The organism is Fructilactobacillus sp. X3R2C1 (assembly GCF_059901235.1).
The window spans coordinates 224,637-246,700 of record NZ_JBWXVA010000001.1 but is presented as its reverse complement, the minus strand read 5'-3'; the positions used below and the strand labels follow the sequence as shown (position 1 = coordinate 246,700).

The 22,064-nt window shown below is 41.9% G+C and carries 25 protein-coding genes; 13 read left to right on the top strand and 12 right to left on the bottom strand.

Features of this window, described 5'->3' with window-relative positions; all coding sequences use genetic code 11:
- Positions 1–26: 26 nt before the first annotated feature.
- The 3 genes from AC6UDB_RS01335 (at position 27) to AC6UDB_RS01325 (ending at position 2,264) form a co-directional block, all read left to right on the top strand.
- Positions 27–686: a histidine phosphatase family protein gene (locus AC6UDB_RS01335; RefSeq protein WP_500693372.1), complete on the top strand. Its 660-nt coding sequence runs from the start codon at positions 27–29 to the stop codon at positions 684–686.
- Positions 687–790: 104 nt separating this feature from the next.
- Positions 791–1,906 (top strand): glycerol dehydrogenase, encoded by a 1,116-nt coding sequence (locus tag AC6UDB_RS01330; RefSeq protein ID WP_500708931.1) that lies wholly within the window; start codon positions 791–793, stop codon positions 1,904–1,906.
- Between the two features lies 1 nt (position 1,907).
- Complete coding sequence (locus AC6UDB_RS01325) at positions 1,908–2,264, top strand: MmcQ/YjbR family DNA-binding protein (RefSeq protein ID WP_500708930.1); 357 nt, start codon at positions 1,908–1,910, stop codon at positions 2,262–2,264.
- Here the strand turns inward: AC6UDB_RS01325 and AC6UDB_RS01320 are convergent.
- From AC6UDB_RS01320 to AC6UDB_RS01270, 11 genes are all read right to left on the bottom strand, one after another.
- A complete protein-coding gene (locus AC6UDB_RS01320; protein ID WP_500708929.1) occupies positions 2,245–3,030 on the bottom strand; it encodes an energy-coupling factor transporter transmembrane component T family protein in 786 nt (261 codons plus the stop codon). The genes AC6UDB_RS01325 and AC6UDB_RS01320 overlap by 20 nt on opposite strands.
- On the bottom strand, positions 3,023–3,574 hold the full coding sequence (locus AC6UDB_RS01315; protein WP_500708928.1) for a biotin transporter BioY: 552 nt from the start codon (positions 3,572–3,574) through the stop codon (positions 3,023–3,025). Before AC6UDB_RS01315 ends, AC6UDB_RS01320 begins: the two co-directional genes overlap by 8 nt.
- Positions 3,575–4,018: 444 nt before the next feature.
- A complete protein-coding gene (locus AC6UDB_RS01310) occupies positions 4,019–4,366 on the bottom strand; it encodes a type II toxin-antitoxin system PemK/MazF family toxin (protein WP_500693377.1) in 348 nt (115 codons plus the stop codon).
- Positions 4,366–4,632, bottom strand: coding sequence for an AbrB/MazE/SpoVT family DNA-binding domain-containing protein (locus tag AC6UDB_RS01305; RefSeq protein ID WP_500693378.1), 267 nt, complete (start codon positions 4,630–4,632; stop codon positions 4,366–4,368). Before AC6UDB_RS01305 ends, AC6UDB_RS01310 begins: the two co-directional genes overlap by 1 nt.
- A gap of 70 nt (positions 4,633–4,702) precedes the next feature.
- Positions 4,703–5,347: an amino acid ABC transporter permease gene (locus AC6UDB_RS01300; protein WP_500693379.1), complete on the bottom strand. Its 645-nt coding sequence runs from the start codon at positions 5,345–5,347 to the stop codon at positions 4,703–4,705.
- Positions 5,344–5,994 carry an amino acid ABC transporter permease gene (locus AC6UDB_RS01295; protein ID WP_500693380.1) on the bottom strand — a complete coding sequence of 217 codons (651 nt, stop codon included), beginning with the start codon at positions 5,992–5,994 and terminating at the stop codon, positions 5,344–5,346. The genes AC6UDB_RS01300 and AC6UDB_RS01295 overlap by 4 nt, the downstream gene beginning before the upstream one ends.
- Positions 5,991–6,854 (bottom strand): transporter substrate-binding domain-containing protein, encoded by an 864-nt coding sequence (locus AC6UDB_RS01290; protein WP_500708927.1) that lies wholly within the window; start codon positions 6,852–6,854, stop codon positions 5,991–5,993. Before AC6UDB_RS01290 ends, AC6UDB_RS01295 begins: the two co-directional genes overlap by 4 nt.
- Before the next feature lie 17 nt (positions 6,855–6,871).
- The gene (locus tag AC6UDB_RS01285; RefSeq protein ID WP_500695375.1) at positions 6,872–7,612 is read right to left on the bottom strand and encodes an amino acid ABC transporter ATP-binding protein; all 741 of its coding nucleotides are present in this window, start codon (positions 7,610–7,612) and stop codon (positions 6,872–6,874) included.
- Between the two features lie 201 nt (positions 7,613–7,813).
- Positions 7,814–9,037, bottom strand: a complete 1,224-nt coding sequence (locus AC6UDB_RS01280; RefSeq protein ID WP_500708926.1) for a DUF2075 domain-containing protein — start codon at positions 9,035–9,037, stop codon at positions 7,814–7,816.
- Positions 9,030–10,439: an MFS transporter gene (locus AC6UDB_RS01275; RefSeq protein ID WP_500708925.1), complete on the bottom strand. Its 1,410-nt coding sequence runs from the start codon at positions 10,437–10,439 to the stop codon at positions 9,030–9,032. Before AC6UDB_RS01275 ends, AC6UDB_RS01280 begins: the two co-directional genes overlap by 8 nt.
- 23 nt (positions 10,440–10,462) lie before the next feature.
- Entirely contained in the window at positions 10,463–11,224 is a 762-nt protein-coding gene (locus AC6UDB_RS01270; protein WP_500695373.1) for a pyrroline-5-carboxylate reductase family protein, read from the bottom strand.
- A gap of 183 nt (positions 11,225–11,407) precedes the next feature.
- Between AC6UDB_RS01270 and AC6UDB_RS01265 the strand changes: the two genes are divergently transcribed.
- On the top strand, positions 11,408–11,908 hold the full coding sequence (locus tag AC6UDB_RS01265) for a hypothetical protein (protein WP_500693386.1): 501 nt from the start codon (positions 11,408–11,410) through the stop codon (positions 11,906–11,908).
- A gap of 50 nt (positions 11,909–11,958) precedes the next feature.
- Here AC6UDB_RS01265 and AC6UDB_RS01260 read toward each other — a convergent pair whose 3' ends face one another.
- Positions 11,959–13,698, bottom strand: a complete 1,740-nt coding sequence (locus tag AC6UDB_RS01260) for a phospho-sugar mutase (RefSeq protein ID WP_500693387.1) — start codon at positions 13,696–13,698, stop codon at positions 11,959–11,961.
- Between the two features lie 152 nt (positions 13,699–13,850).
- Here AC6UDB_RS01260 and AC6UDB_RS01255 point away from each other — a divergent pair, with 152 nt between their 5' ends.
- From AC6UDB_RS01255 to AC6UDB_RS01215, 9 genes are all read left to right on the top strand, one after another.
- A complete protein-coding gene (locus AC6UDB_RS01255; protein ID WP_500693388.1) occupies positions 13,851–14,123 on the top strand; it encodes a GNAT family N-acetyltransferase in 273 nt (90 codons plus the stop codon).
- Positions 14,124–14,135: 12 nt separating this feature from the next.
- Positions 14,136–15,146, top strand: coding sequence for a UDP-glucose 4-epimerase GalE (gene galE / locus AC6UDB_RS01250; protein ID WP_500708924.1), 1,011 nt, complete (start codon positions 14,136–14,138; stop codon positions 15,144–15,146).
- Positions 15,143–16,054: a DMT family transporter gene (locus AC6UDB_RS01245; protein WP_500708923.1), complete on the top strand. Its 912-nt coding sequence runs from the start codon at positions 15,143–15,145 to the stop codon at positions 16,052–16,054. Before galE ends, AC6UDB_RS01245 begins: the two co-directional genes overlap by 4 nt.
- A 132-nt stretch (positions 16,055–16,186) precedes the next feature.
- A complete protein-coding gene (locus AC6UDB_RS01240; protein ID WP_500708922.1) occupies positions 16,187–18,916 on the top strand; it encodes an MMPL family transporter in 2,730 nt (909 codons plus the stop codon).
- Positions 18,917–19,076: 160 nt separating this feature from the next.
- On the top strand, positions 19,077–20,015 hold the full coding sequence (locus AC6UDB_RS01235; RefSeq protein WP_500693392.1) for a DMT family transporter: 939 nt from the start codon (positions 19,077–19,079) through the stop codon (positions 20,013–20,015).
- 8 nt (positions 20,016–20,023) lie between these two features.
- Complete coding sequence (locus AC6UDB_RS01230; RefSeq protein ID WP_500708407.1) at positions 20,024–20,341, top strand: DUF7671 family protein; 318 nt, start codon at positions 20,024–20,026, stop codon at positions 20,339–20,341.
- A gap of 16 nt (positions 20,342–20,357) precedes the next feature.
- Complete coding sequence (locus AC6UDB_RS01225) at positions 20,358–21,290, top strand: DMT family transporter (RefSeq protein WP_500693394.1); 933 nt, start codon at positions 20,358–20,360, stop codon at positions 21,288–21,290.
- 89 nt (positions 21,291–21,379) lie between these two features.
- The gene (locus tag AC6UDB_RS01220) at positions 21,380–21,643 is read left to right on the top strand and encodes a hypothetical protein (protein WP_500693395.1); all 264 of its coding nucleotides are present in this window, start codon (positions 21,380–21,382) and stop codon (positions 21,641–21,643) included.
- A gap of 76 nt (positions 21,644–21,719) precedes the next feature.
- Positions 21,720–22,037 (top strand): winged helix-turn-helix domain-containing protein, encoded by a 318-nt coding sequence (locus tag AC6UDB_RS01215; protein ID WP_500708921.1) that lies wholly within the window; start codon positions 21,720–21,722, stop codon positions 22,035–22,037.
- The last annotated feature ends 27 nt before the right edge of the window (positions 22,038–22,064 follow it).

Genomic DNA, 22,064 nt, shown 5'->3' with positions numbered 1-22,064 from the left:
TAAGGAAACGAGTGAGGTAATAAATTATGAAAGTAACTGCATACTTAGTACGACACGGACAAACTTATATGAATCTTTATAACAAGGTACAAGGTTGGATTGATTCACCTTTGACCAAAAAGGGACTTGAGGACGCCGATAACGCTGGTGAACGATTGAAAGACATCAATTTTGATGCGGCCTTTAGTAGTGATTCTGGTCGAGCCATTCAAACCGCCCACCATATTTTGCAAGCCAACAACAATAACATCAACATCATTAGTTATCAGTTCCCCGAATTACGGGAACAGTTCCACGGCTACTTTGAGGGTGAAAACTTGGAGCAGATGTGGCAATTTGTTGGTGAACAGGTCAAGACGACTTCTGAAGCCGGGGTTCTCAAAAACTTTGGTCTTGAAAAGGCTCGTGATTTGATTGCCAGAGCCGATTTGTACAATAATGCGGAGGACAACAAGACTTTTTGGAAGCGAGTTGACCGTGGAATTGATCGAATCCGAAAAAACACCAAGGATGGTGACAAGATCCTGATCGTTTCTCATGGGATGACCATTCGCTCCATTGTTGATCGGTATAATCCAGCGCTTGATATTGGTGAACCAGCTAAGAACGGTAGTATCACTAAGCTTATTATTACTGATAAAGATATCAAGGTTGAGTATTTTAATAGTTTAGATGAACAAGTCTAAAAAGTCGGGACAAGCGTCTCGGCTTTTTCTTATGCCTTTTTCAAATGGTTTACTTCTTAATTTGTGAATAATATAATTATGACAGTTTAAAGGAGGAGTAAAAAATGGTTGAATTATATGCAAGTCCTAGTAATTATGTCCAAGGTTCAGATGTATTAATGAACAGTGCGGACCGAATTGGTAAGTTTGGGAAAAAGGTGCTACTTCTATCAAGTGGGACGGCACTAAGAATGGTTGGAAATGACTTTGCTGATTACTTGAAACAACATGACTTTGAAGTAACCGTCGTTGATTTTGCCGGGGAATCATCTGAAAGTGAGATTGATCGGGTCACTAAGATTGGGCAAAATAACGATGATGACATTGTCATTGGTCTGGGCGGTGGCAAGGTGTCCGATAGTGCCAAAGCGATTGCTGACAACTTGAACACAACCGTAGTGATTGCCCCAACGATTGCCTCGACGGATGCGCCATGTTCACGGTTATCGGTAATTTACACTGACAGTGGTCAATTTGACCACTATCGTTTTTATAAGAAGAATCCCGACATGGTGATTCTTGATACCAAGGTGATTAGTCAGGCGCCAGTCAAGTTTCTGATTTCAGGAATGGCTGATGCCATGGCGACTAACATTGAGGCGACAGATACCCGCAAGTCGAACGGGACGAACATGCTAGGTGGAAAATCCACCCTTGCTGGCGAAGCGATTGGACAAATGTGTGAACAAACGTTGTTTAAATATGGCAGTTTAGCAGTGGCTTCAAACGTGGTTGGATCGGCTACTTCCGAACTTGATAAAGTCGCTGAAGCCAACACGCTTCTTAGTGGAATTGGTTTTGAAAGTGGTGGATTAGCAGCTGCTCACGCCATTTATAATGGCTTTACGGCTTTAAGTGGTGAGATTGACCAGTTATCTCACGGACAGAAGGTCGCCTTTGGAACCCTATGTGAGTTGGTTCTGACTGGTTCTGATCACCGTCAATTTGAGAAGTATTTGAAATTTGATCTTGAGTTTGGCTTACCAACGACGTTAGCGGATCTGAAGTTAGGGAAAGCTAGTGATGAAGAGTTAATGAAGGCAGCCACTCAAGCATGTGATCCAAATGATACCATGGCTAATTTACCAGTATCGGTAACTCCGATAGATGTGGTGAACGCTATGAAAGCTGTTTCTGAATTTAGTCATGAATATCAGGTCAAGAATGGATTAGGGAATTAAAATGAATAATCGTGATGATGTCGTTAAATACATTAAAAAGCAGTTTGACGTGGAACCAGACCGGCCCTTTAAAGAATATCCAAAGTACTTGGCATTTCGTCACAAAGATGACCAGAAGTGGTTTGGCCTGGTCATGAACGTGCCTGAAAACAAATTAGGCTTAAATGGAACCGATGAGATCGATGTCTTAGACGTGAAAGTGGATCCAGATGTTGCCGGAATTTTAAAGCAGTCTAAGGGCTATCTACCGGCTTATCACATGAACAAGGAGCACTGGATTACGGTTGTGATTGGTGAAGTTGATTCAAAACAGGTCCAAAAGATGATTCAAGATAGTTTTAAAATGACCTTAAAGTAAGAGTTAAAGCTAAGTAGATGATGACCCCGCCGCCAAAGATGATGTCTTGGATACCAAACTTGGTTTCGTGATACCTAGTCGTTTGGGAGTTAGGGACGTAGCCACGGGCATCTAAAGTATTGGCTAGCTTATTAGCGTGGTTTGTGACCGCGTACAACAGTGGAATAATGAGTTGAACGTGGAGTTTGATTTTCTTGGTCAATTTTGATGAAGTAAAGTCAACCCCACGGCTGGTTTGGGCAACTTTCAGGTCGTTTAGTTCACCTAAAATGATGGGAATAAACTGCAGAGTGAGAGTAATCATTAACGAAAACTCAGATACAGGTAGATGCAGATAAGTTAATGGTCTCAGTAGTCGTGAGATTGCCTGCGATAAATCGGATGGACTGGTCGTAAACGATAAAAGGGCGGCCAGTAGAAGTAGGAGAATGATTTTAACGCAAATTTGGCTTCCATAAAGCCAACCACCAACGTTAATCTGATTAATATCCAAGTCGTGATTGGTTGGAAAAATTCCATGATAAATTAAAATAAACACTAAAATGAACAAAATGGGCTTGATGGAACTAAGTGCCATGCTTACTTTGATGTGTGCCAGGTGATACAGTCCAATTAGTCCTAAAGCACCAGTTCCAATTTGAATGGTCGTGGTTGACCACATGAAAGTGATCGTGATGAGCGTAATGAAAATGAGCTTGGTTCGCGGATCTAATTGTTGCATGAAGGAATGATTGTTTGCGTATGTGCCAAAGATAAAATTATTCATGTTTGAGTTGTGACACCAGACTAATTTTCTTGGTGGAAGCACAGATTAAACTAACGATCACGGCTTTGATGATATCACCAGGGATGAAGGCTAAGTTTGAAACTAGTGAGGCCGTTACTGACATGTGGGCAATCATTGAAAGGTACAGGGCCCCAAAAACATCAATCAGAATCATACCACCGATGACATTAGCGATGAAGTACTTCCAGAAATTAATCTTCTTCCACAATTTTTCAACTAGGAAGCCAATAAGAAAGGCGGCAATGGGCCAAATGATGAAGTAACCACCGGTCGGACCCGCTAAAATCCCTAAGCCGCCACGTCCACCTGAAAGGACTGGCAGTCCAATTAAGACCAGGATAACTACCAGTAGGGCACTTAGAAAGCCGTTTTTCTTACCTAGAAAACTTCCCTGAAGCATGATGCCCATACTTTGTAGCGTAATTGGAACTGGGATAAACGGCAGTGTCAGCGGTGGAAAGAGGCCTAACACAACGACGATTGCGGCAAATAGTGCGTCATAAACAAGTTCTTTGGTTTTCATGATTGTTGCTCTCCTTAATTAATTACTTAAATGTCTTTAATTAAGATTATCGATTAAATTCATGAGAAACAATCATTTCATTAGATGATGGGAGTTAAATGTTGTTGTACCAATTGTCTATTCGAAAATAAAATTGAGCCACATATTTATTTTTGCAACCTATGCCATCTGCATATGACTTATTAATACAAGAAAGCAGTAGACAAAATTGTCTGCTGCTTTTTATATCATCTAGAATAAATAAAAAACATGGTTTATTCTAAATTGACGAATTGATTGCTATAATAAAAATGAAGTTGCATTAGAGTTATCCAATTGTATGTGACTTTTGTGGAGTCGTTATCATGCAATTAAGCTCGGTGTCTTCTTTTCTAGTCAATTGACCAGAAAGGGATCCATATAAAAAAGAGGTCACACCTTCGTGTGACCTCTTTTTCGTACCTTTTAAAAGAACTGTTTAATGTTATTAGTAATTTTCCGCATGTCCCGATCGTCTAACTTCGCGACCAACTTGGTTTCACTTCGAACTTCCATGTCCACGGTTCGGACGTGCTGAAGCATGGCAGTCCCGTGAACGTTTTTGTTATTAACCTGAAAGTATAGTGGTGATTTCACGTACTTCTTTTCTTCCAGATACTTAGCGGAAGAACTGATTGGAATTACAATCACCGTGTTCATTAGATGATTATAGTGATTGTTACTAACCACCAGACACGGACGTTTTTTCTTGGTTTCGGTGCCAAGTGCCGGTTCAAGATTAACGAAGTAAATCTCACCTTGTTTATAATTCATTAATCGATAACCTCCGACCCCTGATCAGGGCCCCAATCTTGTTCCGAACTGCTAACGTTACCGTATTTCTTTTCCTGATCTTCAACGATTTTCCAAAACCCTTCAAAGGATTCTTTAGGTGCCATTGTTACCGAACCATCTTTTTGAATTGTAAATTCCAGTTGGTCGTTTTGCTTAAGATTGAGAATGTCACGGACGGTTTTTGGAATCGTAATTTGATTCTTACTCGTCATTGTTGCTGTGATTTTAATTTTGTTTGTCAACATGCATTAACCTCCCATATGCCCTCATCCAACATAGCTCAAAATCAAGGGAAAGGGAAGCAATTTGTGCATGCTAGACCATTCTTTTGTCGAACCATTTTGCAAGTAAGGAGAGTCCGTAGTTAATAATGAAGTACATAATGGCAATCGTGACAAACATCGGGATCATGTAATTAGGGTTCTGACCGTAGATGACCTGAGACCTAAAGGTTAGTTCTGGAAGGACAATGGCGGTTGCTAACGAAGTATCCTTAACTAGTGAAATGAATTGGGAAATCAGTGGTGGAATGGACTTCTTTAGGGCCTGTGGCAACAGGATGTGCCATAACGTTTGGGCCTTATTCATTCCGGTAGAAAGGGCACCTTCAGCTTGGTCAACTCCAACTGAGAGTAAGCCACCACGGATAATCTCGCCAACCATACTGGCTTCAAAGACCGACATGGCAACGACCGTGGCCGCAAAGGAATTCAACTCGACCCCTAACTTTGGTAAAGCGAAGAAGGTGAAGAAGATAAGAAGCAGTAAGGGAAGATTCCTGATGGTGTTGGAAATGAAACGAACCGTTTTGGTAAAGTAGGGAACTTTTTCAAATAGGATAATTCCGATCAGAGTTCCTAGGATAAAACTAATAATAATTGAAATCACTGATACCAGAATGGTAACCACTAGACCACCCAGTAAATAGTGCATGTTAATTAAACTAAATGCTCCACTCATTGTGTGACACCTCCGTTCACTTTGCGCTCAATCACGCTCATGCATTTGGAAACGGAGACGGTGATGATGAGGTACAAAATTCCAACGATGATGTAGGTGTTAAATGGGTCAAGATTTTCACCAGAGATAACGTTGGCCTGGTACATTAAATCGAATCCGGCCACAAATGACAGAATTGATGAGTTTTTAACCAAGTTAATGAACTGGTTTCCAAGCGATGGAATGGCTAGCTTGAATCCTTGGGGTAAGACCACTTGAATCATGGCCTGAGTGTACGTTAATCCGTTCGCTCTGGCACCTTCCATCTGGCCCGGATCAACTGAATCAACGCCACCTCTAATACACTCAGCGATAAACGCAGACGTATAGAGGATTAATCCAATGGTCCCAGACCAAAATCCAGAAATGTGAAAATCAGCGGCGACCACCACGTAGAAGAATAAGGTGATGACCAGAAGTGGGATGTTTCTAAAGAATTCGACAAACGCACTTCCGATGAATTTAAGTAATTTATTTGGAGCCATTTCTAGAAGGGCAAAGATGGTCCCCAGGACTAGTGATCCAACTAATCCAATGATTGAGGATAGGATGGTAATCCAGAAGCCGTCTAGAAGAGTTTTCCAATTTTCAAGAAAGATATTTATCATTTTTCAAGACTCCTCCAATCTAATCCAGGCACGTTTGAGAACCATTTCTTAATCAACTTGTTGTAAGTTCCGTCGGAAATGACTTGTTCTAAAGCTTTATCCATGGCGGCCTTCAGTTCAGGTTGGTGCTTGTTCATTGCTAGTCCGTAGGGTTGATTAGTGAATGGTTTTCCAACAACCTTGGTGGAACGATTTTGATCAGCTAGACCATATAGAATGGCGTTATCGGTAGTCACGGCCACTCCCTGACCAGATTCAAGAGCACTTAAGGCCTGGGAGTTATCTGGCATCGAGATGACCTTTGCCTTTGGAGCAAACTGTTTCATGGTTTGAATCGCAGTGGTTCCGATCGTCGTGATCACGGTGTATTTAGGATTGTTTAACTGAGAAATGTCCTTAATTGGGGAATCTTTTTTAACCAGAATTGATTGGCCAGCTGGAAAATACGGTTTGGTAAAGTCAATCACTTTGGCTCTCTCGGGTGTGATGGTCATCGTTGCGGCTACTGCTTCAACCTGATTGTTTTTTAGTAATTGGATTTTAGAGTTAGTGGTGACCGAAGTGAATTCGGGCTTGATTTTCGTTCCGGCGTCCTTGGCCATTTGGGCGGTGACGGCGCGTGCCATGTCGACATCAAATCCTTCACTTTGACCGGTCTTGGGACTGATTAAGCCAAATAGTCTGGTATCACCTTTAACTCCCCAGTGCATGACATGGCTGTCCTTGATCCTGGCGTAGTCATTGGTTGCGACCGATTGGTGTTTCTTAGCATCAAGACCAGTAAAGATGCCGCCAATGATTATGACAATTAGGATGACGGAGGCAATCAAACCCACTCGTTTTAACTTAAATTTACTCATGGAATCTACCTCACTTTTTATTTATGTTCAACTTGTGATAGGAATTTGCGAGCTCGTTCGGTCTTAGGGTGATCGAAAAATTCATCGGTTTTAGAATTTTCCAAGATTTTCCCGTCAGCCATGAAAATAACGCGATCAGCAACGGATCTGGCAAAGCCCATTTCATGAGTAACAACGAGGGTCGTCATGTCAGATGTGTTAGCAATGTCTTGCATGATGTCTAACACACTTCCGACCATCTCGGGATCAAGGGCAGAGGTTGGTTCGTCAAACAGCAACACCTTAGGATTCATTGCTAATGAACGCGCAATGGCAATTCGTTGTTGTTGACCACCAGATAATTGAGCTGGGTATTTGGCTCCTTGTTCCGGTAGGTTAACTCGTTCAAGTAGTTTTTTTGCTACCTTTTCGTTTTCAGCTTGAGGACGTTTTAAGACGATTCGTGGAGCCAACGTGATGTTTTCGGTGATGGTTTTGTTGTTGTAAAGGTTGAAATGTTGAAAGACCATCCCAACGTCAGTTCTAAGTTTATTAAGGTTGGTTTTGTTGCTTGACAGATCTTTGCCGTCAACAATGAGTTGTCCCTGTTGAATGGTCTCTAGTCCATTAATGGTTCTAAGTAAAGTTGATTTACCCGATCCAGATGGTCCGATTAACACAACGTTTTCACCTTCGTGAATATCAAGGTTAATGTTGGTTAACGCGTGAAATTTGCCGTAGTACTTTTCTACGTCTTTGAATTGAATGATTGATCCCATTAAATTGTCCTCCTTATCATAAGCTCCAAGAAATGTATTTTGGGGTTATGACTAGATTATACGCATTGAAAGGAAATTACTAGCACTGATGGCACATTTTGTTACACAAAAGTAAATTTTTTTATCAGGACAACCAAAAAGGTCCCAAAATACGAACATTATGGGGCCTTTTGGCTTAATTATCTTTAAAATGGAACTTACTTAGTGGTTGATCTTTTGAAATGATTTCATCAATGCTTCTCTAAGTTTCGGGTCGTGAGCAAAGATGAAAGTCCCAAAGACACCGCGCTTCATCAACACGTTCACGGAGTTCAGGATGATTTGCCGCCTTATTTGTGCAAATTTTTTCGGATCTGTGATGTCTTTTCGGTGTTTTTTGCTTTCAACATCGGTTTGCTTTTTTAAGTCAACCTTTACGCGGTGATCTTTAGGGTCAAGATAGATTGGCGGACCTAAAATAATGCCAACGTAGTTCAAATCAAATCCCTGACAGGTGTAAATGGAGCCAACTTCATTGATGGTTTGAGGAATTTCCGCCCACGGAGTACTGGTGTAATTGTACTGATCCCACGGCATTTTGAAACCACCAAGTTCTTTGATGTAATGTTTTCCGCCATCTAAAGTTGATGGATAGCCGGTGGTCGAAACAATTCGGGATAAGCCCACCTCATCGTTTTTCTTCACAATCGCTTGACGCATTTTTTCAGCGTCATCAAAGATTTGAAAGTCGTAACCAGTATCGGCGTCCTTGGGGATTGGCAACAACTTGCCCGCCGTAAATTCATTGATCCAATGAACAAGGTCTGGTTTAGCGGTCATGCGAAACTGATGGGTCAGTTGATAGCTTTCGTGATAGTAGGGCTCAAGTAGTTTGTTTAAACGTTGTTTGTCCCAGTAACACTTGGTCCGTAGTACCTGATTCATATCAAAAACGGCGATGATGACCTTGCTTGACTTAATGATTTCCTCTAACTGGTTCTCCTGATAGAAATTATTGTAGTGGTCCGGTGAAGACAGTAGAAGATGGGCCTCATCAACAATCACCACGTCAGCACGTTCGTTTCGCTTGTGCATTTGGTTAATAAATGAGGTGGGACGCATAAAGTTCTTTTTTAAAACGTTATCCTCGGATCCAGCAATTTGTTTGTAAACCTTCAAAATTTCTGGATGGTTAACTAAGAAGTAGTTCTTAGTGTCATGAAGCTTGCCTTTTTTCTTTGCGGCTTGTTGAATGTTGAAAAAGAGTTGACTTAAAATGACACTTTTACCCGTTCCAGCATCTCCAAAGATCGTGAAAATGGACGGTTGTTTTTGATCGATTCTTTGCTTAATAAATTGTTCAATTTGATGAATTAATTGTTCCTGTTCCGTAGTTAAATGGTGAAGGTTGGGAGCAAGTTTCTTAATTGCTTGATTGTTATGCATTTTTGGCGAGGTGATTTCTTTGAATGGTCCAGTTAACTAGTGCAAGGATTAAGCCGAAAACGGCCAGTACGAACAGGAGTAAGAAGTCCATGTGACCACCCATGACCGTCTTTGAGACGTATTGGGCAGCACTGTGAGCCTGGTTCTGGTTAAAGGCGTAAATCGTTGCCAGGACACTGGTACCGATTGAACCAGCGTATTGTTGGAGCATGTTGAATAACGAGTTCACGTCGGCTGAATCAGATTGTGGAGCGGTTTCTTGAGCGTTGGTAATGGTACAGGAGAACGCGCAGTTAAATCCAATTCGTAAAAGTGCGAATAACAGCGTCAACACGACCACCGTGAAGGCCGCGGTCATGGAACTAAACAAGAACGTGGCGATTGACAGCAGAACCATCCCAATCATGATTGGTTTAAAGGCTCCGAACCGGTCATAAGCGCCTCCCGCAAATGGCGAAATGAGTCCACCAATGATTGAACCTGGAAGCAGGATCAGTCCGGCAACCATGGCACTGGTATGAAGAACCGTTTCAGCGTAAATTGGAATTACGAATGACGCCCCAATATTAATGAACATCAACAAGAAGTAGTTCACGGCGTTCAGTGAAACCGTGGGGATCTTGAGTGGGTGAAGCGACATTAGCTGTGAATCACCATGACCATTGAGGTAGATAAATAAGACCAGGGTGATTAATCCAATGACGATGGGAATGAGGCCACTCATAAACGTTGCACCCTTGACGCCAAACTGGTTAGCACCCCAAACAAATGAAAATAGGGTCACGATCAAGAGGGCAAAGCTAACGAAATCAAATCGTTTGGAGATTCCCGGTGCTTTAAGATCAATGCTCTTAAGTCCGATAAACAGGGTAATTAGGACGATTGGGAAAGCCACGATGAAGATGTAACGCCATGAAAGTAGTGATGATAGCGTTCCCCCGTAAGTTGGTCCCAGTGCGGGAGCTAGTGAGATAACCATTGAAGCAATTCCAGTATAAAAGCCGATTTTTGGTCGGGGTACTTCAGCAAAAATGATTTGATACATCATCGGAAGTGAGATTCCGGTGGCAGCTGCTTGAATTAGTCGTCCGACTAATAGGAGCCAGAAGTTGGGTGCGACCGCACACAAAATATCACCAAGGATAAACGCGGTGACCGCAAAGACGAAAATGTTTTTTAGTGGGAATTTCTTTAAAAGGTATGCCGTCGTTGCCATGGTAATGGTAACGACTAGTAGGTATCCAGTTGAAATCCACTGAACTAAGTTTAACGAAATGTGAAAAATTTGTGAGAGTTCTGGAAACGTAACGTTCATTGAAGTTTCTAATAGAATTCCACAAAATGATAGTAACGCGGTGGCAAGGATCGCGATTTTGGTTTTTAAGCTTACTTTTGAATCCAAATAATTTCCTCTATTACCGTATTTTATTTGTTGGCGTCGTTAACCGCCTTGTTGACGGCATTTCTAAAGCCGGTGGCGTCTAAAGCAACCACCCCACGAATGGTAGAACCACCAGGTGAGGTAACTTGGTCTTTCAAAGTTGCCGGTGAAATGCCAGTATCGAGTGCTAATTTGCCACTGCCTTGAACCATACTTGCAGCGACCTTAAAGGCGGTCTCACGGTCAAGGCCATTTTGAACGGCGGCGTCAGCTAAGGCGTCCATGAAGACGTCGACAAAAGCTGGGCCACATCCAGCAACCGTTCCCACGATGCCAAGGTTTTGGTTACTGGTCTTAATGAGCGTTCCTAGGTTAGTGACAACATCTAAAGCCGACTTAACGTCTGCTTCATTAGCATTCTTAGATTTACCAACGGCGATGCAACCGGCGTTCACGGCAACCGGGATGTTAGGTACGATACAAACCACTGAGTTGTTTTGGTGCACGTCATTAATGGCTTGTTCACTAACCCCCTGGGCCGCTGAAACGATCACAGTTTGGTCTGGCAATTTGGTGTTCTTCAGCACTGCCACTGTGATTGGTGCGGGAGTTGTTACAAATAGGACGTTTAAGTCACTTGGAAAATCATCGGTGACAATTGTGAAGCCAAGGTCTTTTGAGAAGTTTTTGAGCTCGTTGGTTACGTGATGTCCCTTTACTAAAATGTCACTCGCGTTATATTTGTTGACAAGTCCTTTAATGATGGCGCTGCCCATATGGCCGGCGCCTAATACTCCAATTTTCATGTGATTCACTCCTTAATTTATCATTATGATAATAATGATACATCATTGTTAATTGGTTATGTAAGCAGGAATTAACAAACCAATGATTTTACCGAGAGAAAGTTACTATTGGTAAGCGCTTACAGCTAATGATATAATGAAAGTAATAATTCACAAACCAAACATCAGAAAGGGGTTGGCAATTTGAGCTTAAAAAGTTGGTTTAGTAATTTGACGGATAAGGAGACCCCGAGCCTTTCGGATTCGAAACTGGCCGATAACGTTCAATTCATTGATAACGAAGGAAAATACCTTGAAACGGTTGTTAATAGTTTTAAAGATAACTCCGGGTTAGTTCATTATCGTGGTGATGGTTACACCGTTGAGAATTCATTTGCGTTTGCGATTGGTGACCTAGTCAATGACGATAACTTGCTTGAAAAATGCGCTTATTCGATTAAATTGTTAAAGAGAATGGACGCACCCAAAAAATCAAAGTTGGCCTCCTTAATTGCGCAGTTGATTAAGATGATTACGTATGTTTCTGATTATGTTACGGGAATGCGGCGTGATATGCGTCAGGGAACAACTGGTCATGCTGCGATCCAGATGTTCTGGCGTAGTGAGAAGGCCATTAAGGAATTTAAAGTTGAAAAAGTGTACACGGTCGCACTTGTTAATGCTGATGAACCAGTAACTAAATGAAAGTATCAAAAAACTGGACTCAAACGAGTCCAGTTTTTGTTTGCTTAAAATTATTTATTTAATAGTTCATCGTCAACGGCTTGAGTGTAGCTCTCGAGTTTTTGATCAGCTGCCTTTGCTGTATCAGCTTTAACACCGATGTAAAACTTGATCTTGGGTTCAGTTCCAGAAGGACGAATTGCAAGCCAAGTCCCATCATCAAGCCAATACTTTAAAACGTTCGATTGTGGTAACTCAATCTTTTGGGTTGAACCATCAGCCATCGTCGTGGTGGAAGTCTGGAAGTCTTCAAGCTTAATCACCTTGGCGCCATTGAATGTTGTCATGGGATGGTCTCTAAAGTCTTTCATGATTGCGGCCATCTTGGATTTACCCTCTAGACCATCGAATTCTTTGGAGATGGTCTTTTCTCTAAAGTAACCGTACTTCTTGTAGATATCCTGAAGACCGTCGTACAGGGTCATCCCCTTTTCCCGGTAGTAAGCAGCAACTTCAGCAAGCAGTAGGGTCGACTGAATGGCGTCCTTATCTCTTACAAACGGTTTGATAAGATAACCGTAGCTTTCTTCAAATCCAAAGAGGAAGGTATGATCGTGATTTTGTTCAAAGTTTTTGATTTGTTCCGCAATAAACTTGAACCCGGTTAGGACGTTCTTCATCTCAATCCCGTAATTCTTGGCAATATCGGTGGCGAGTTCAGTTGAAACGATTGATTTGACCACTACTCCATCCTTTGGAAGGGTACCAGCGTCTTTTTTGGCTTGAAGAATATAATTTAAAAGAACACTGGCAATTTGGTTTCCAGTCATGAGTTTGTACTCACCGTCGGGTTGTCTAACGGCGGCTCCCAAACGGTCAGCGTCAGGGTCGGTCGCAATCAGAACGTCCGCATCTTCTTTTTTACCCAATTTGATGGCAAGATCGAAGGTTTGCGGGAATTCTGGATTAGGAAATGGTGTAGTAGGAAATTCAGGGTCGGCGATGGTTTGTTCAACAACCGCGTCATAGTTCTTGAACCCAGCGTCTGAGAGTGCCCGTCTAGCAACAATTTTACCAGTTCCATGAAGGGGGGTGTAGACAAACTTCAGGTCTTTTCCTACCTTATTAATCAGGTCATGGTTCACGTTGACCGTTTGAACGGCTTCTAGATAAGGAACGTCGACGTTTTCACCAACGATACTCATGAGCCCATCCTTTCTAAGGTCCTTTTCCTCTGAAACTGGAATTTTGAAGAGGTCGTTGACCTTGCGGATGTAAGTAGTTATTAGATCGGATTCTTTGGGTGGCATTTGGCCACCATCTTCACCGTAAATTTTGTAACCATTGTATTGTTTTGGATTGTGACTAGCGGTAATCATGATTCCGGCGTAAGTGTGTAAGTGACGCACAGCAAACGAAAGTTCTGGAGTTGGGCGAATGTCATCAAAAACAAACGTCTTGATGCCATGAGCACCAAGTACCCGAGCCGCTTCGTGAGCAAAGAGTTGCGAGTTGTATCGGGGATCAAAACTAATAACAACCCCACGCTTTTTTACCTCAGGATCAAGGGTGTCCATCAGTTGGGCGAGACCCTCAGTGGCCTGTCTAACGGTATAAACGTTCATCCGGTTCGTTCCAGCACCGAGCGTTCCACGCATTCCGGCCGTTCCAAATGAAAGTGATGACCCAAAAGCGTCTTCAATTTGTTCCGAATCGTTTCTCATTTTGGCCAAATCGATTTTTAATTCTGCCGGCATATCTTCTTGAGAAACCCAGTTATCATATTCCTGTTTAGTATCTGTTGCACTCATAATTTTCCTCCTGGAAATAATTTTTCCACGTCGAATAGTTTGAATTGTAACTTCTAATATGGATTATAATTAAAGTCCGACACTCCGTCAATGTAAGCGCCTTTATATTGATGTCAAGACTGTGATATACTTACGCTAAGGTGGTGAGACAAATGAAATTTGATTATGAACCAGGCCGTTTCTATGCTAACGATGTCCATGGTGATTTAATTGCTGAAGTTACTTTTACTGAAGATAATGGAATAGTCTCCATTAACGAAACATTTGTGAACCCCAGTTATCGTGGCCAGGGTTTAGCTGGAAAGTTAATTATGGTAATGATTGATTACGCCAAAGAAAACCATGATTTAATCAAACCAGTTTGTTCCTTTGCCGTTAAATTTTTCGAAAAAAATACTCAATATGATGATTTATTAGATAAATAGGAGGTAATTAAGATGGCTGTATTAGTTGCTGGAGGAGCTGGATACATTGGCTCACACATGGTCGATCAATTAATTAATAAAGGTTACGATGTTGTAGTGGTTGATAATTTGTCAACGGGACACCGCAAGGCCGTTAATCCTAAAGCAAAGTTTTATGAGGGGGATACTCGTGATTCTGACTTTTTGGATGACGTTTTCGCTAAGGAAAATATCGATGCTGTAATCCACATGGATGCTTTCTCACTGGTTCCCGAATCAATGAAGGATCCTTTGAAGTATTTTGATAACAACGTGATTGGGATGATTAAGCTGTTGGAGTCAATGAAGAAAGCCGGAATTAAGTACTTGGTCTTTTCTTCCACCGCTGCTACCTATGGTAATCCAGAGCGAATTCCAATCTATGAAAAGGATCGAAAAGACCCCATCAACCCTTATGGTGAAAGCAAGTTAATCATGGAGCACATTATGAAGTGGGTTGATGAATCTTACGGCATTAAGTTTGTTGCTCTTAGATACTTCAACGCCGCTGGTGCAAAGGAAGACGGTTCCATTGGGGAGGATCATCATCCAGAAACCCATTTAATTCCCATCGTCTTAAAGGTGGCTGCAGGTCAGCAGGATACCATGAAGATTTTTGGGGATGACTATGACACGCCAGACGGGACCAACGTTCGTGATTACGTGCACGTCCTTGATTTAGCGGACGCTCATATTTTAGCCATGAAGTATTTGGAAAAGGGTAATCCAAGTAACATCTTTAACCTTGGCTCATCAACTGGTTTTTCCAATAAACAGATCGTTGATGCCGCTCGAAAGGTTACTGGTAAGAAGATTACGGTTGAAATTGACGCAAGACGTGGTGGCGATCCTGATACCTTGATTGCTAACTCTGACAAGGCGAGAGAAGTTCTTGGTTGGAAACCACAGTTTGATAACGTTGAAGAAATCATTAAAACCGCTTGGACCTGGAAGACTAAGCATCCAAATGGTTACGAAGATAAGCAAATGGGGCACAAATATTGAAGAAAAGTAAAACTTACATTGGTGTCATCCTAGCAATTGCTGGAGCCATCATGTGGGGAATTCAAGGACCTGTTTCGCAGTTCTTGTTTCAAGATAAGAATTTTTCAACGGAATGGTTAATGGGAGTTAAGATGTCGGTTGCCGGCATCTTAATTCTTTTATTTACAAAGTTTGTTCAAAGAAATAGGATTTTAAAGATTTGGCACACCGGATATAGCTGGGTCATCCTGCTCTGTTATGCGATTTTTGGTTTATCGGCCGTTCAGTACCTATACTTACTGACAACGAGAGCCAGTAATGCGGCAACTTCAACTATCATGCAGAGCCTTGGAACGGTCATCATTATGATTTTGACGGTGATTGTGTACAAAAAAGCGCCAACGATTCAGCAGGGGGTTGCCGTAGTGGTAGCCCTACTTGGAACGTGGTTACTGGTAACAAAGGGAGATTTGACCCACCTCGCAATGAGTCCTAAAGCGTTTACGCTTGGCCTTTGCCTGGCTTTTGCTGGCGCGCTTCAGACCATGCTGCCGGTCAAACTCCAGGAAAAGTTCAGCACGTTTGTCATCATTGGATGGGCAATGATCGTTGGTGGAGTGATCTTCACCTGCGTTCATCCCTTTTGGGTGGATGTTCCCAAGCTTTCTCTTGGTGGCATTTTGGGAGTGGCCTTCATTGTGCTTTTTGGCACAATGTTGTCATTTCTATGCTTCACATCGAGTTTAAGGTACGTGTCCGCTACGACTGCTGGACTACTAGATACGTTTGAACCTTTGTCGGCAACGATTGGAACCGTGGCTTTCTTACATACCAGTTTCAATATCTATGAAATCATTGGTGGCATTTTGGTCTTGAGTACCGTTTTTATCTTGGCAATCAGACCCAGAAAAGCATCACTTCAGCACTGACTAATTGGTTGGTGCTTTTTTGATTGAACTGCTTTTGGCGGATTGCTTGTTTGTGATCAATTTTGTATAATTGGAAGCGTTATGAATGAATTAATGTTTTAAGTAAAATATTAAGCATTGAGGAGGAGTTTGATGAACAGGTTCGTCAAAAAATACATATTTTTTGCGATATTTTGGGTTCTTGCTGTTTTAGCTGCCATTTTCTTTTTGCCTAGCATTTCACAGGTAACTGCACAACATGGACAAACTAAGATTCCAGCTAACATGCAGAGTCAGGTTGCTGAAAATATTCAAAAGCATTGGGGCCATCACATTAGCGATACCAGACAAGTTGTACTGGTATATAACAACGGCAATAAACGCATTAATGCTAGTAAACAGGCTAACATCGATCGAACCGTTTCGAAGCTAAAAAATGATGCCGATTACTATGGAATTAAGGGTGTTACCTCAGCAAACGAGAATGCCGCCGCCAAGAAACAACTGATTTCAAAGGACGGTACGACCGAATTAGTTCAACTGAATGTTTCTAAAAAGGACTCGGTTGAAACGATGAACAACAAACTCAAAAAGGGTGCGAAAACGGCGAACTTGAAGTCGTACGTGACGGGATCTGATGTCTTAGATGACGACATGCGGCAGTCAATGATTGATGGAATCAAGCAAACCGAAATCATTGCGGCAGTCTTCATTTTGATTGTGTTGATCATTGTCTTTAAATCTCCAATCGTTCCGTTGATTTCACTTTTGACCGTGGGAGTTTCTTTCATTGTCTCTTTGAGTGTCGTCATGAATTTGGCGAAGTATATGGGCTTTCCACTCTCAAACTTTACCCAGGTCTTCATGGTGGTAGTGCTGTTTGGAATCGGGACTGACTACAATATCCTGCTGTACGACCGGTTTAAGGATAATCTGGGACAAGGAATGGACAAAGTTGAGGCGACGGTCGATGCCAGAAGACGAGCCGGTAAGACCATTCTCTACAGTGGTGGTTCTGTCCTAATCGGTTTCTTTGCCCTTGGACTAGCCAAGTTCTCAATTTACCAATCTGGAGTGGCAGTTGCCATCGGAGTGGTGGTACTATTACTGGTACTTCTCTCATTAAATCCGTTCTTTATGGCGCTCCTTGGTAAGACCATGTACTGGCCAGCTAAGAATCTGTCACCAAAGAAACGGGGTAGTCGAATCTGGTACTTCTTGTCCAGTCATTCAATTGCACATCCGGTGATGGCGATTGCCTTAGTTCTAGTTTTGACTTTGCCGTTGATTTTCTTTGCGGGAAAGAGCAGCTTGAACTACGATAATTCGGTTGAATTAAGTAATTCATTGCCTTCAAAACAAGGATTAAATACGGTATCCAAGCATTTCTCAAAGGGGACTGCTGAACCGTCAACGATTTATATTCAATCCAAACACAAGGTCAATAACGAGAAGTCAATGATGGAAATTGATCGGATTACTCGTCAATTGGAGAAAAATAAGGAAATTAAGACGGTTGCTTCGGTCACCCAGCCAAGTGGCGAACCAATTAACCAACTCTACTTAAACGATCAGCTGGGGACTTTGAACAGCAAGATGCAACAGGCTAATGCTGGTTTAACCCAACTTCAGAGTGGGGCTAACAGTGGTTCATTTAATGCCGATCAACTAAAGGCAATTGGGGCTTCGGCACAATCAATTGGAGATCATTTAAAGACCATTCAAGGCGCTAGTGGAGCAAGTACCGCTCCTGGTCAAACTTCGGGTCAGCAAGTCATCGCCCAGATGCAACAACAAGCCACCGCTATGGGGTCACCAATGAGTCCCCAGCAGTTACAAATTGTTGCTTCCGGTCTTCAAAGTGTTAGTTCCAAGGTACAAATGCAACAGGCCGCTTCTATGTCAGGTCTTCAAAATGAATTGGCCGGGATTGCCTCAGATACTCAAAACATTGGTGCAAATGCTCAGGCGATGGGGCAACAACTCCAGGGTGTTCAAGCCCAATTGTCGCAAGCAAATGATGGCCTAAGTAAGATTAATAAGGGCATGCAACAGTCAAATGAATACTTGACCGGCTTACAGAACTCAGCTGCGGCTGCGAACACGTTCTACATTCCTAACCAGGTGCTTCAAAGTGATACTTTCAAGCAAGCCTTAAACAACTACGTTTCTTCTAATGACAAGATTACAAGCATCACCTTTGTCTTAAAAGATAACCCATCAAACGCTAAGTCGATGAACTTGGTTAAGGATGTTCAAAATCAAGTTAAACAGTCACTGAAGGGAACTAGTTTAAATGATGCAACCGTTGCAATTGGGGGAGAGACAGCAACCATGTCTGACACCCATGATATTGCCTCACAAGACTTCTTCAGAACGGCTGTCATCATGTTAGTCGGCATCCTGATTGCACTGATGTTTGTAACCCGTTCAATTCTACAACCACTTTATATTGAAGGAACATTAATTTTGACGTACTTCACTTCGTTGACGTTGACACGGATCTTCTCGGATATTTTCCTCGGACAGAGCATGTTGACTTGGAACACGCCGTTCTTTACCTTTATCATGTTGATTGCGTTGGGGGTTGATTACAGTATCTTCTTGATGATGAGGTACCGAGAAACCAAAGACGGAACGCCTGCGAAACGAATCGTTAATTCGGCCAACTATATTGGAGTAGTGGTATTATCTGCTGCTGTGATTTTAGGTGGTACGTTTGCCGCACTGATTCCATCAGGAATTTTGACACTGATTCAGGTTGCAATCGGGGTTATCATTGGTTTAATTATCTTAGTAATCATCTTGCCAATCCTGTTACCAGCTGCCATTCGGTTAACGTATCAACCAATGAGATTTAAACGAGATAAAAACGAAGATTAGTTTTTAATTTAAAAGCGAAACCAGGTAAAACTGGTTTCGCTTTTTTATGTTAGATAAAATGACATGGACTATTGACCGCCCTGTTCTTTACGCCTAAAATTAAACTATTAAATTGATGTGTAAAAAAATAAATCGGTTTATGCCGAGTTAGGGTGAAAATATGAGTGAAGAAAAGACTAGCATTGGAAAAAGTAAAGTATTAAAAGGCATTGCTTGGGCAACCCTTGCATCCACTTTTTGGGGTATTTCTGGGGTTGTTTTGCAGTTTGTCTCACAAAATGCCGCTATTCCAGCTTCATGGTTCTTGTCCGTCAGAACTATTTTTTCCGGGATTCTACTTTTAGCAATTGGTTCGATTATGTATGGGAAAAAAATCTTCCATGTTTTTAAGGACTGGAAATCGATTATTTGTATTGTGGCATATGGAATCATTGGCTTAGGTGCCAACCTGATGTCGTTTTACCTTAGTGTTCAGGACGGAAACGCAGCATCAGCAACCATCTTGCAGTATTTATCACCACTGTTCATCCTTTTAGGGGGCTTTTTGTTCTTTCATAAACGTCCCTATAAGATTGATTTAATCGTGTTCCTGTTGGCACTTGTCGGGGTGTTTTTGGCAATTACCAAGGGTGACATTAATCAGTTAGCTATTCCGCTGCCAGCGTTACTTTGGGGAATTGTTTCAGGAATCACGGCCGCATGCTACGTTGTCATCCCTCGGCCATTAATGGAAGAAAATTCACCAATTGTCGTCCTTGGATGGGGAACCTTGATTGCCGGATTAGTCTTTAACATTCATCAACCAGTTTGGGTTGGTGTACCTCACTTAACGATGGGTGCGATCATTGGGATTGGTGCCATTGTTATCATTGGAACCGTAATCCCATTTGCATGTTTGCTTCACAGTTTACACTTTGCTTCATCTGAAGACGTTAGTTTAGTTGATGCCGTTCAACCAGTAGTGACCTTCATCTTGAGTGTCATCTTCTTACACACCAAGATTAGTTTAATGGAAATTGTCGGATCCGCCTTGGTAATTCTTGCCATCTACATCTTGCAGGATTCCAAGCGTCGCAATATTAAACAACAGAAGCTTTAGCCGAGATCATGGCAGATAAATATAAAGTAATTCGTTTTACCGGGGTTCCAGTTAAACTGGATGACTCCGGTAATTACGTAATTAAGAGGGATGAGCAGGGTAATTTTAAACTTCATACTTGGCGGATCGGGAAACATACTAAGGGACATTTTCAGCGCATTGGTCAGGTTTTTTTGACGGAAAATAAATTAAGGGTTGCCATTGTGGCGGATTTTAGTGTATCTTTTAAAAAACGACATTTGTACACACCGATGGAACGTTTTTTAAATGATTACGTTGATTTGAAGTTGATTGATGAGGCAAAGTCACATTTAGATCAAGAGTAGACTGTGAGGAGAGAATATGAAAAGTAAAACGGGTAAGATGAGCAACACCGTTAAAGGAATTAGTTTAGCGGCGTTTGCTTCAACTTCATGGGGTGTTGCTGGCGTTATTACGCAGTACGTTTCACAAAACGTTGGGATTCCAGCTGCGTGGTTCTTGTCAGCACGAACTACCGGGGCTGCCATTGTATTATTACTAGTCAGTGCCATTATTTACGGAAAAGGCATTTTTAGTGTTTTCCGTTCATGGAAATCAATCATGTGGCTAGTTTTATACGGTTTGTTCGGTTTGGCTGCCAACATGGGAAGTTTCTACGTTAGTATCCAGACTGGAAACGCCGCTGCCACCACGATTTTGCAGTACCTGTCGCCACTATTCATCCTACTGGGTGGTTTTCTGTTCATGCACAAAAAGCCCATGAAGATGGACATCGTGGTCTTTATTTTGGCACTAGCTGGAGTTTTCCTTTCAATTACTAAGGGGGACCTTTCTCAATTATCCATTCCCTTTGACTCGTTTTTCTGGGGGATCATTTCTGGAATCACTGCTGCTTTGTACGTGGTGCTTCCAAGGCCACTGGCTCACGACAACTCACCAATCGTGGTTCTTGGTTGGGGAACTCTGATTGCCAGTTTAGCCTTTAACATCAATCATCCCGTTTGGACCAACGTGCCCCACCTAGGAATGGGTGGAGTGCTTGGTGTTTGTGGGATCATCCTCTTTGGAACCCTGCTCACATTCTCATCATTGATCTATGCTTCCCGCTTTACTTCATCAGAAGTTATTAGTCTACTAGATGCCATTCAACCGGTAGCAACCTTTATCTTGAGTGTGATCTTTTTACACACGCACATCAGTTGGATTGAAGTTCTTGGTGCCGTTTTGGTTATCTTGGCCGTTTACATCCTTCAGTACGTCCAGCGACACAAGAATCAAGAAGAACTCTTATAACTTTCTTAAACCCTTGAGCATATTGGTTTGAACCCTTGATGTTTCAAGATATAATGATGTCATACTTAAATAAAGAGGGAGAGATTGTTATGTCAGACGAAAGTAAAGAAACAAAAGCATTAGATAAGATTTCAGAAATTATGAACGAACTACAAAAAACTTTGGACAAGGAAGGCACTGAATCACAAGAGGGCCACAAAGTTCATCGTTGGTTAGAAGAACACCGTGCCATTCATGAAATTAAACGCACCCTTCATGAAGTTGGTAAGTTCGACAAGTTCGATTCTGCTGCTTATGATAAATTTATGAAAGATTATAAAAAGGTTGTCGACGATTTGGACGACAACGATTAATAAGCTCTAAAAGGAGGCTACTCGGTAGCTTCCTTTTTTTGTGACAATTTTAATAAATAAAATCGGAGATGAGAATTTGGTAGATAAAAGTAATGGATTTAGTTTTGATGGGTTCACTTTAAATCCGGCAGTGGGAGAACTAAGCAGTAATACACAGTCGATTAAGCTAACTTCAACGGAGACTTCACTAATGGTCCTTTTCATTGAGCATAAGAATAAGTTAGTGTCCAAAAAGGAATTGATGACGTTTCTGTGGGCGAACGGAAGTTTTATTGATGAGGATGCCATTGAAGATGACATTAGTTTACTTCGACGCAAGTTAGATCAAGTTGGACTAAAGGGAAAAATTAAGACGGTACCAATGCGGGGATATAAGCTGGTTACTGATCGTTGATAATCTAAACTTTTTAGAGAAGTCAGT

Coding starts and splice junctions, on each gene's coding strand:
- AC6UDB_RS01335 (WP_500693372.1), top strand. CDS start 27: ATGAAAGTAACTGCATACTTAGTACGACACGGACAAACTTATATGAAT.
- AC6UDB_RS01330 (WP_500708931.1), top strand. CDS start 791: ATGGTTGAATTATATGCAAGTCCTAGTAATTATGTCCAAGGTTCAGAT.
- AC6UDB_RS01325 (WP_500708930.1), top strand. CDS start 1,908: ATGAATAATCGTGATGATGTCGTTAAATACATTAAAAAGCAGTTTGAC.
- AC6UDB_RS01320 (WP_500708929.1), bottom strand. CDS start 3,030: ATGAATAATTTTATCTTTGGCACATACGCAAACAATCATTCCTTCATG.
- AC6UDB_RS01315 (WP_500708928.1), bottom strand. CDS start 3,574: ATGAAAACCAAAGAACTTGTTTATGACGCACTATTTGCCGCAATCGTC.
- AC6UDB_RS01310 (WP_500693377.1), bottom strand. CDS start 4,366: ATGAATTATAAACAAGGTGAGATTTACTTCGTTAATCTTGAACCGGCA.
- AC6UDB_RS01305 (WP_500693378.1), bottom strand. CDS start 4,632: ATGTTGACAAACAAAATTAAAATCACAGCAACAATGACGAGTAAGAAT.
- AC6UDB_RS01300 (WP_500693379.1), bottom strand. CDS start 5,347: ATGAGTGGAGCATTTAGTTTAATTAACATGCACTATTTACTGGGTGGT.
- AC6UDB_RS01295 (WP_500693380.1), bottom strand. CDS start 5,994: ATGATAAATATCTTTCTTGAAAATTGGAAAACTCTTCTAGACGGCTTC.
- AC6UDB_RS01290 (WP_500708927.1), bottom strand. CDS start 6,854: ATGAGTAAATTTAAGTTAAAACGAGTGGGTTTGATTGCCTCCGTCATC.
- AC6UDB_RS01285 (WP_500695375.1), bottom strand. CDS start 7,612: ATGGGATCAATCATTCAATTCAAAGACGTAGAAAAGTACTACGGCAAA.
- AC6UDB_RS01280 (WP_500708926.1), bottom strand. CDS start 9,037: ATGCATAACAATCAAGCAATTAAGAAACTTGCTCCCAACCTTCACCAT.
- AC6UDB_RS01270 (WP_500695373.1), bottom strand. CDS start 11,224: ATGAAAATTGGAGTATTAGGCGCCGGCCATATGGGCAGCGCCATCATT.
- AC6UDB_RS01260 (WP_500693387.1), bottom strand. CDS start 13,698: ATGAGTGCAACAGATACTAAACAGGAATATGATAACTGGGTTTCTCAA.
- AC6UDB_RS01255 (WP_500693388.1), top strand. CDS start 13,851: ATGAAATTTGATTATGAACCAGGCCGTTTCTATGCTAACGATGTCCAT.
- galE (WP_500708924.1), top strand. CDS start 14,136: ATGGCTGTATTAGTTGCTGGAGGAGCTGGATACATTGGCTCACACATG.
- AC6UDB_RS01240 (WP_500708922.1), top strand. CDS start 16,187: ATGAACAGGTTCGTCAAAAAATACATATTTTTTGCGATATTTTGGGTT.
- AC6UDB_RS01235 (WP_500693392.1), top strand. CDS start 19,077: ATGAGTGAAGAAAAGACTAGCATTGGAAAAAGTAAAGTATTAAAAGGC.
- AC6UDB_RS01230 (WP_500708407.1), top strand. CDS start 20,024: ATGGCAGATAAATATAAAGTAATTCGTTTTACCGGGGTTCCAGTTAAA.
- AC6UDB_RS01225 (WP_500693394.1), top strand. CDS start 20,358: ATGAAAAGTAAAACGGGTAAGATGAGCAACACCGTTAAAGGAATTAGT.
- AC6UDB_RS01220 (WP_500693395.1), top strand. CDS start 21,380: ATGTCAGACGAAAGTAAAGAAACAAAAGCATTAGATAAGATTTCAGAA.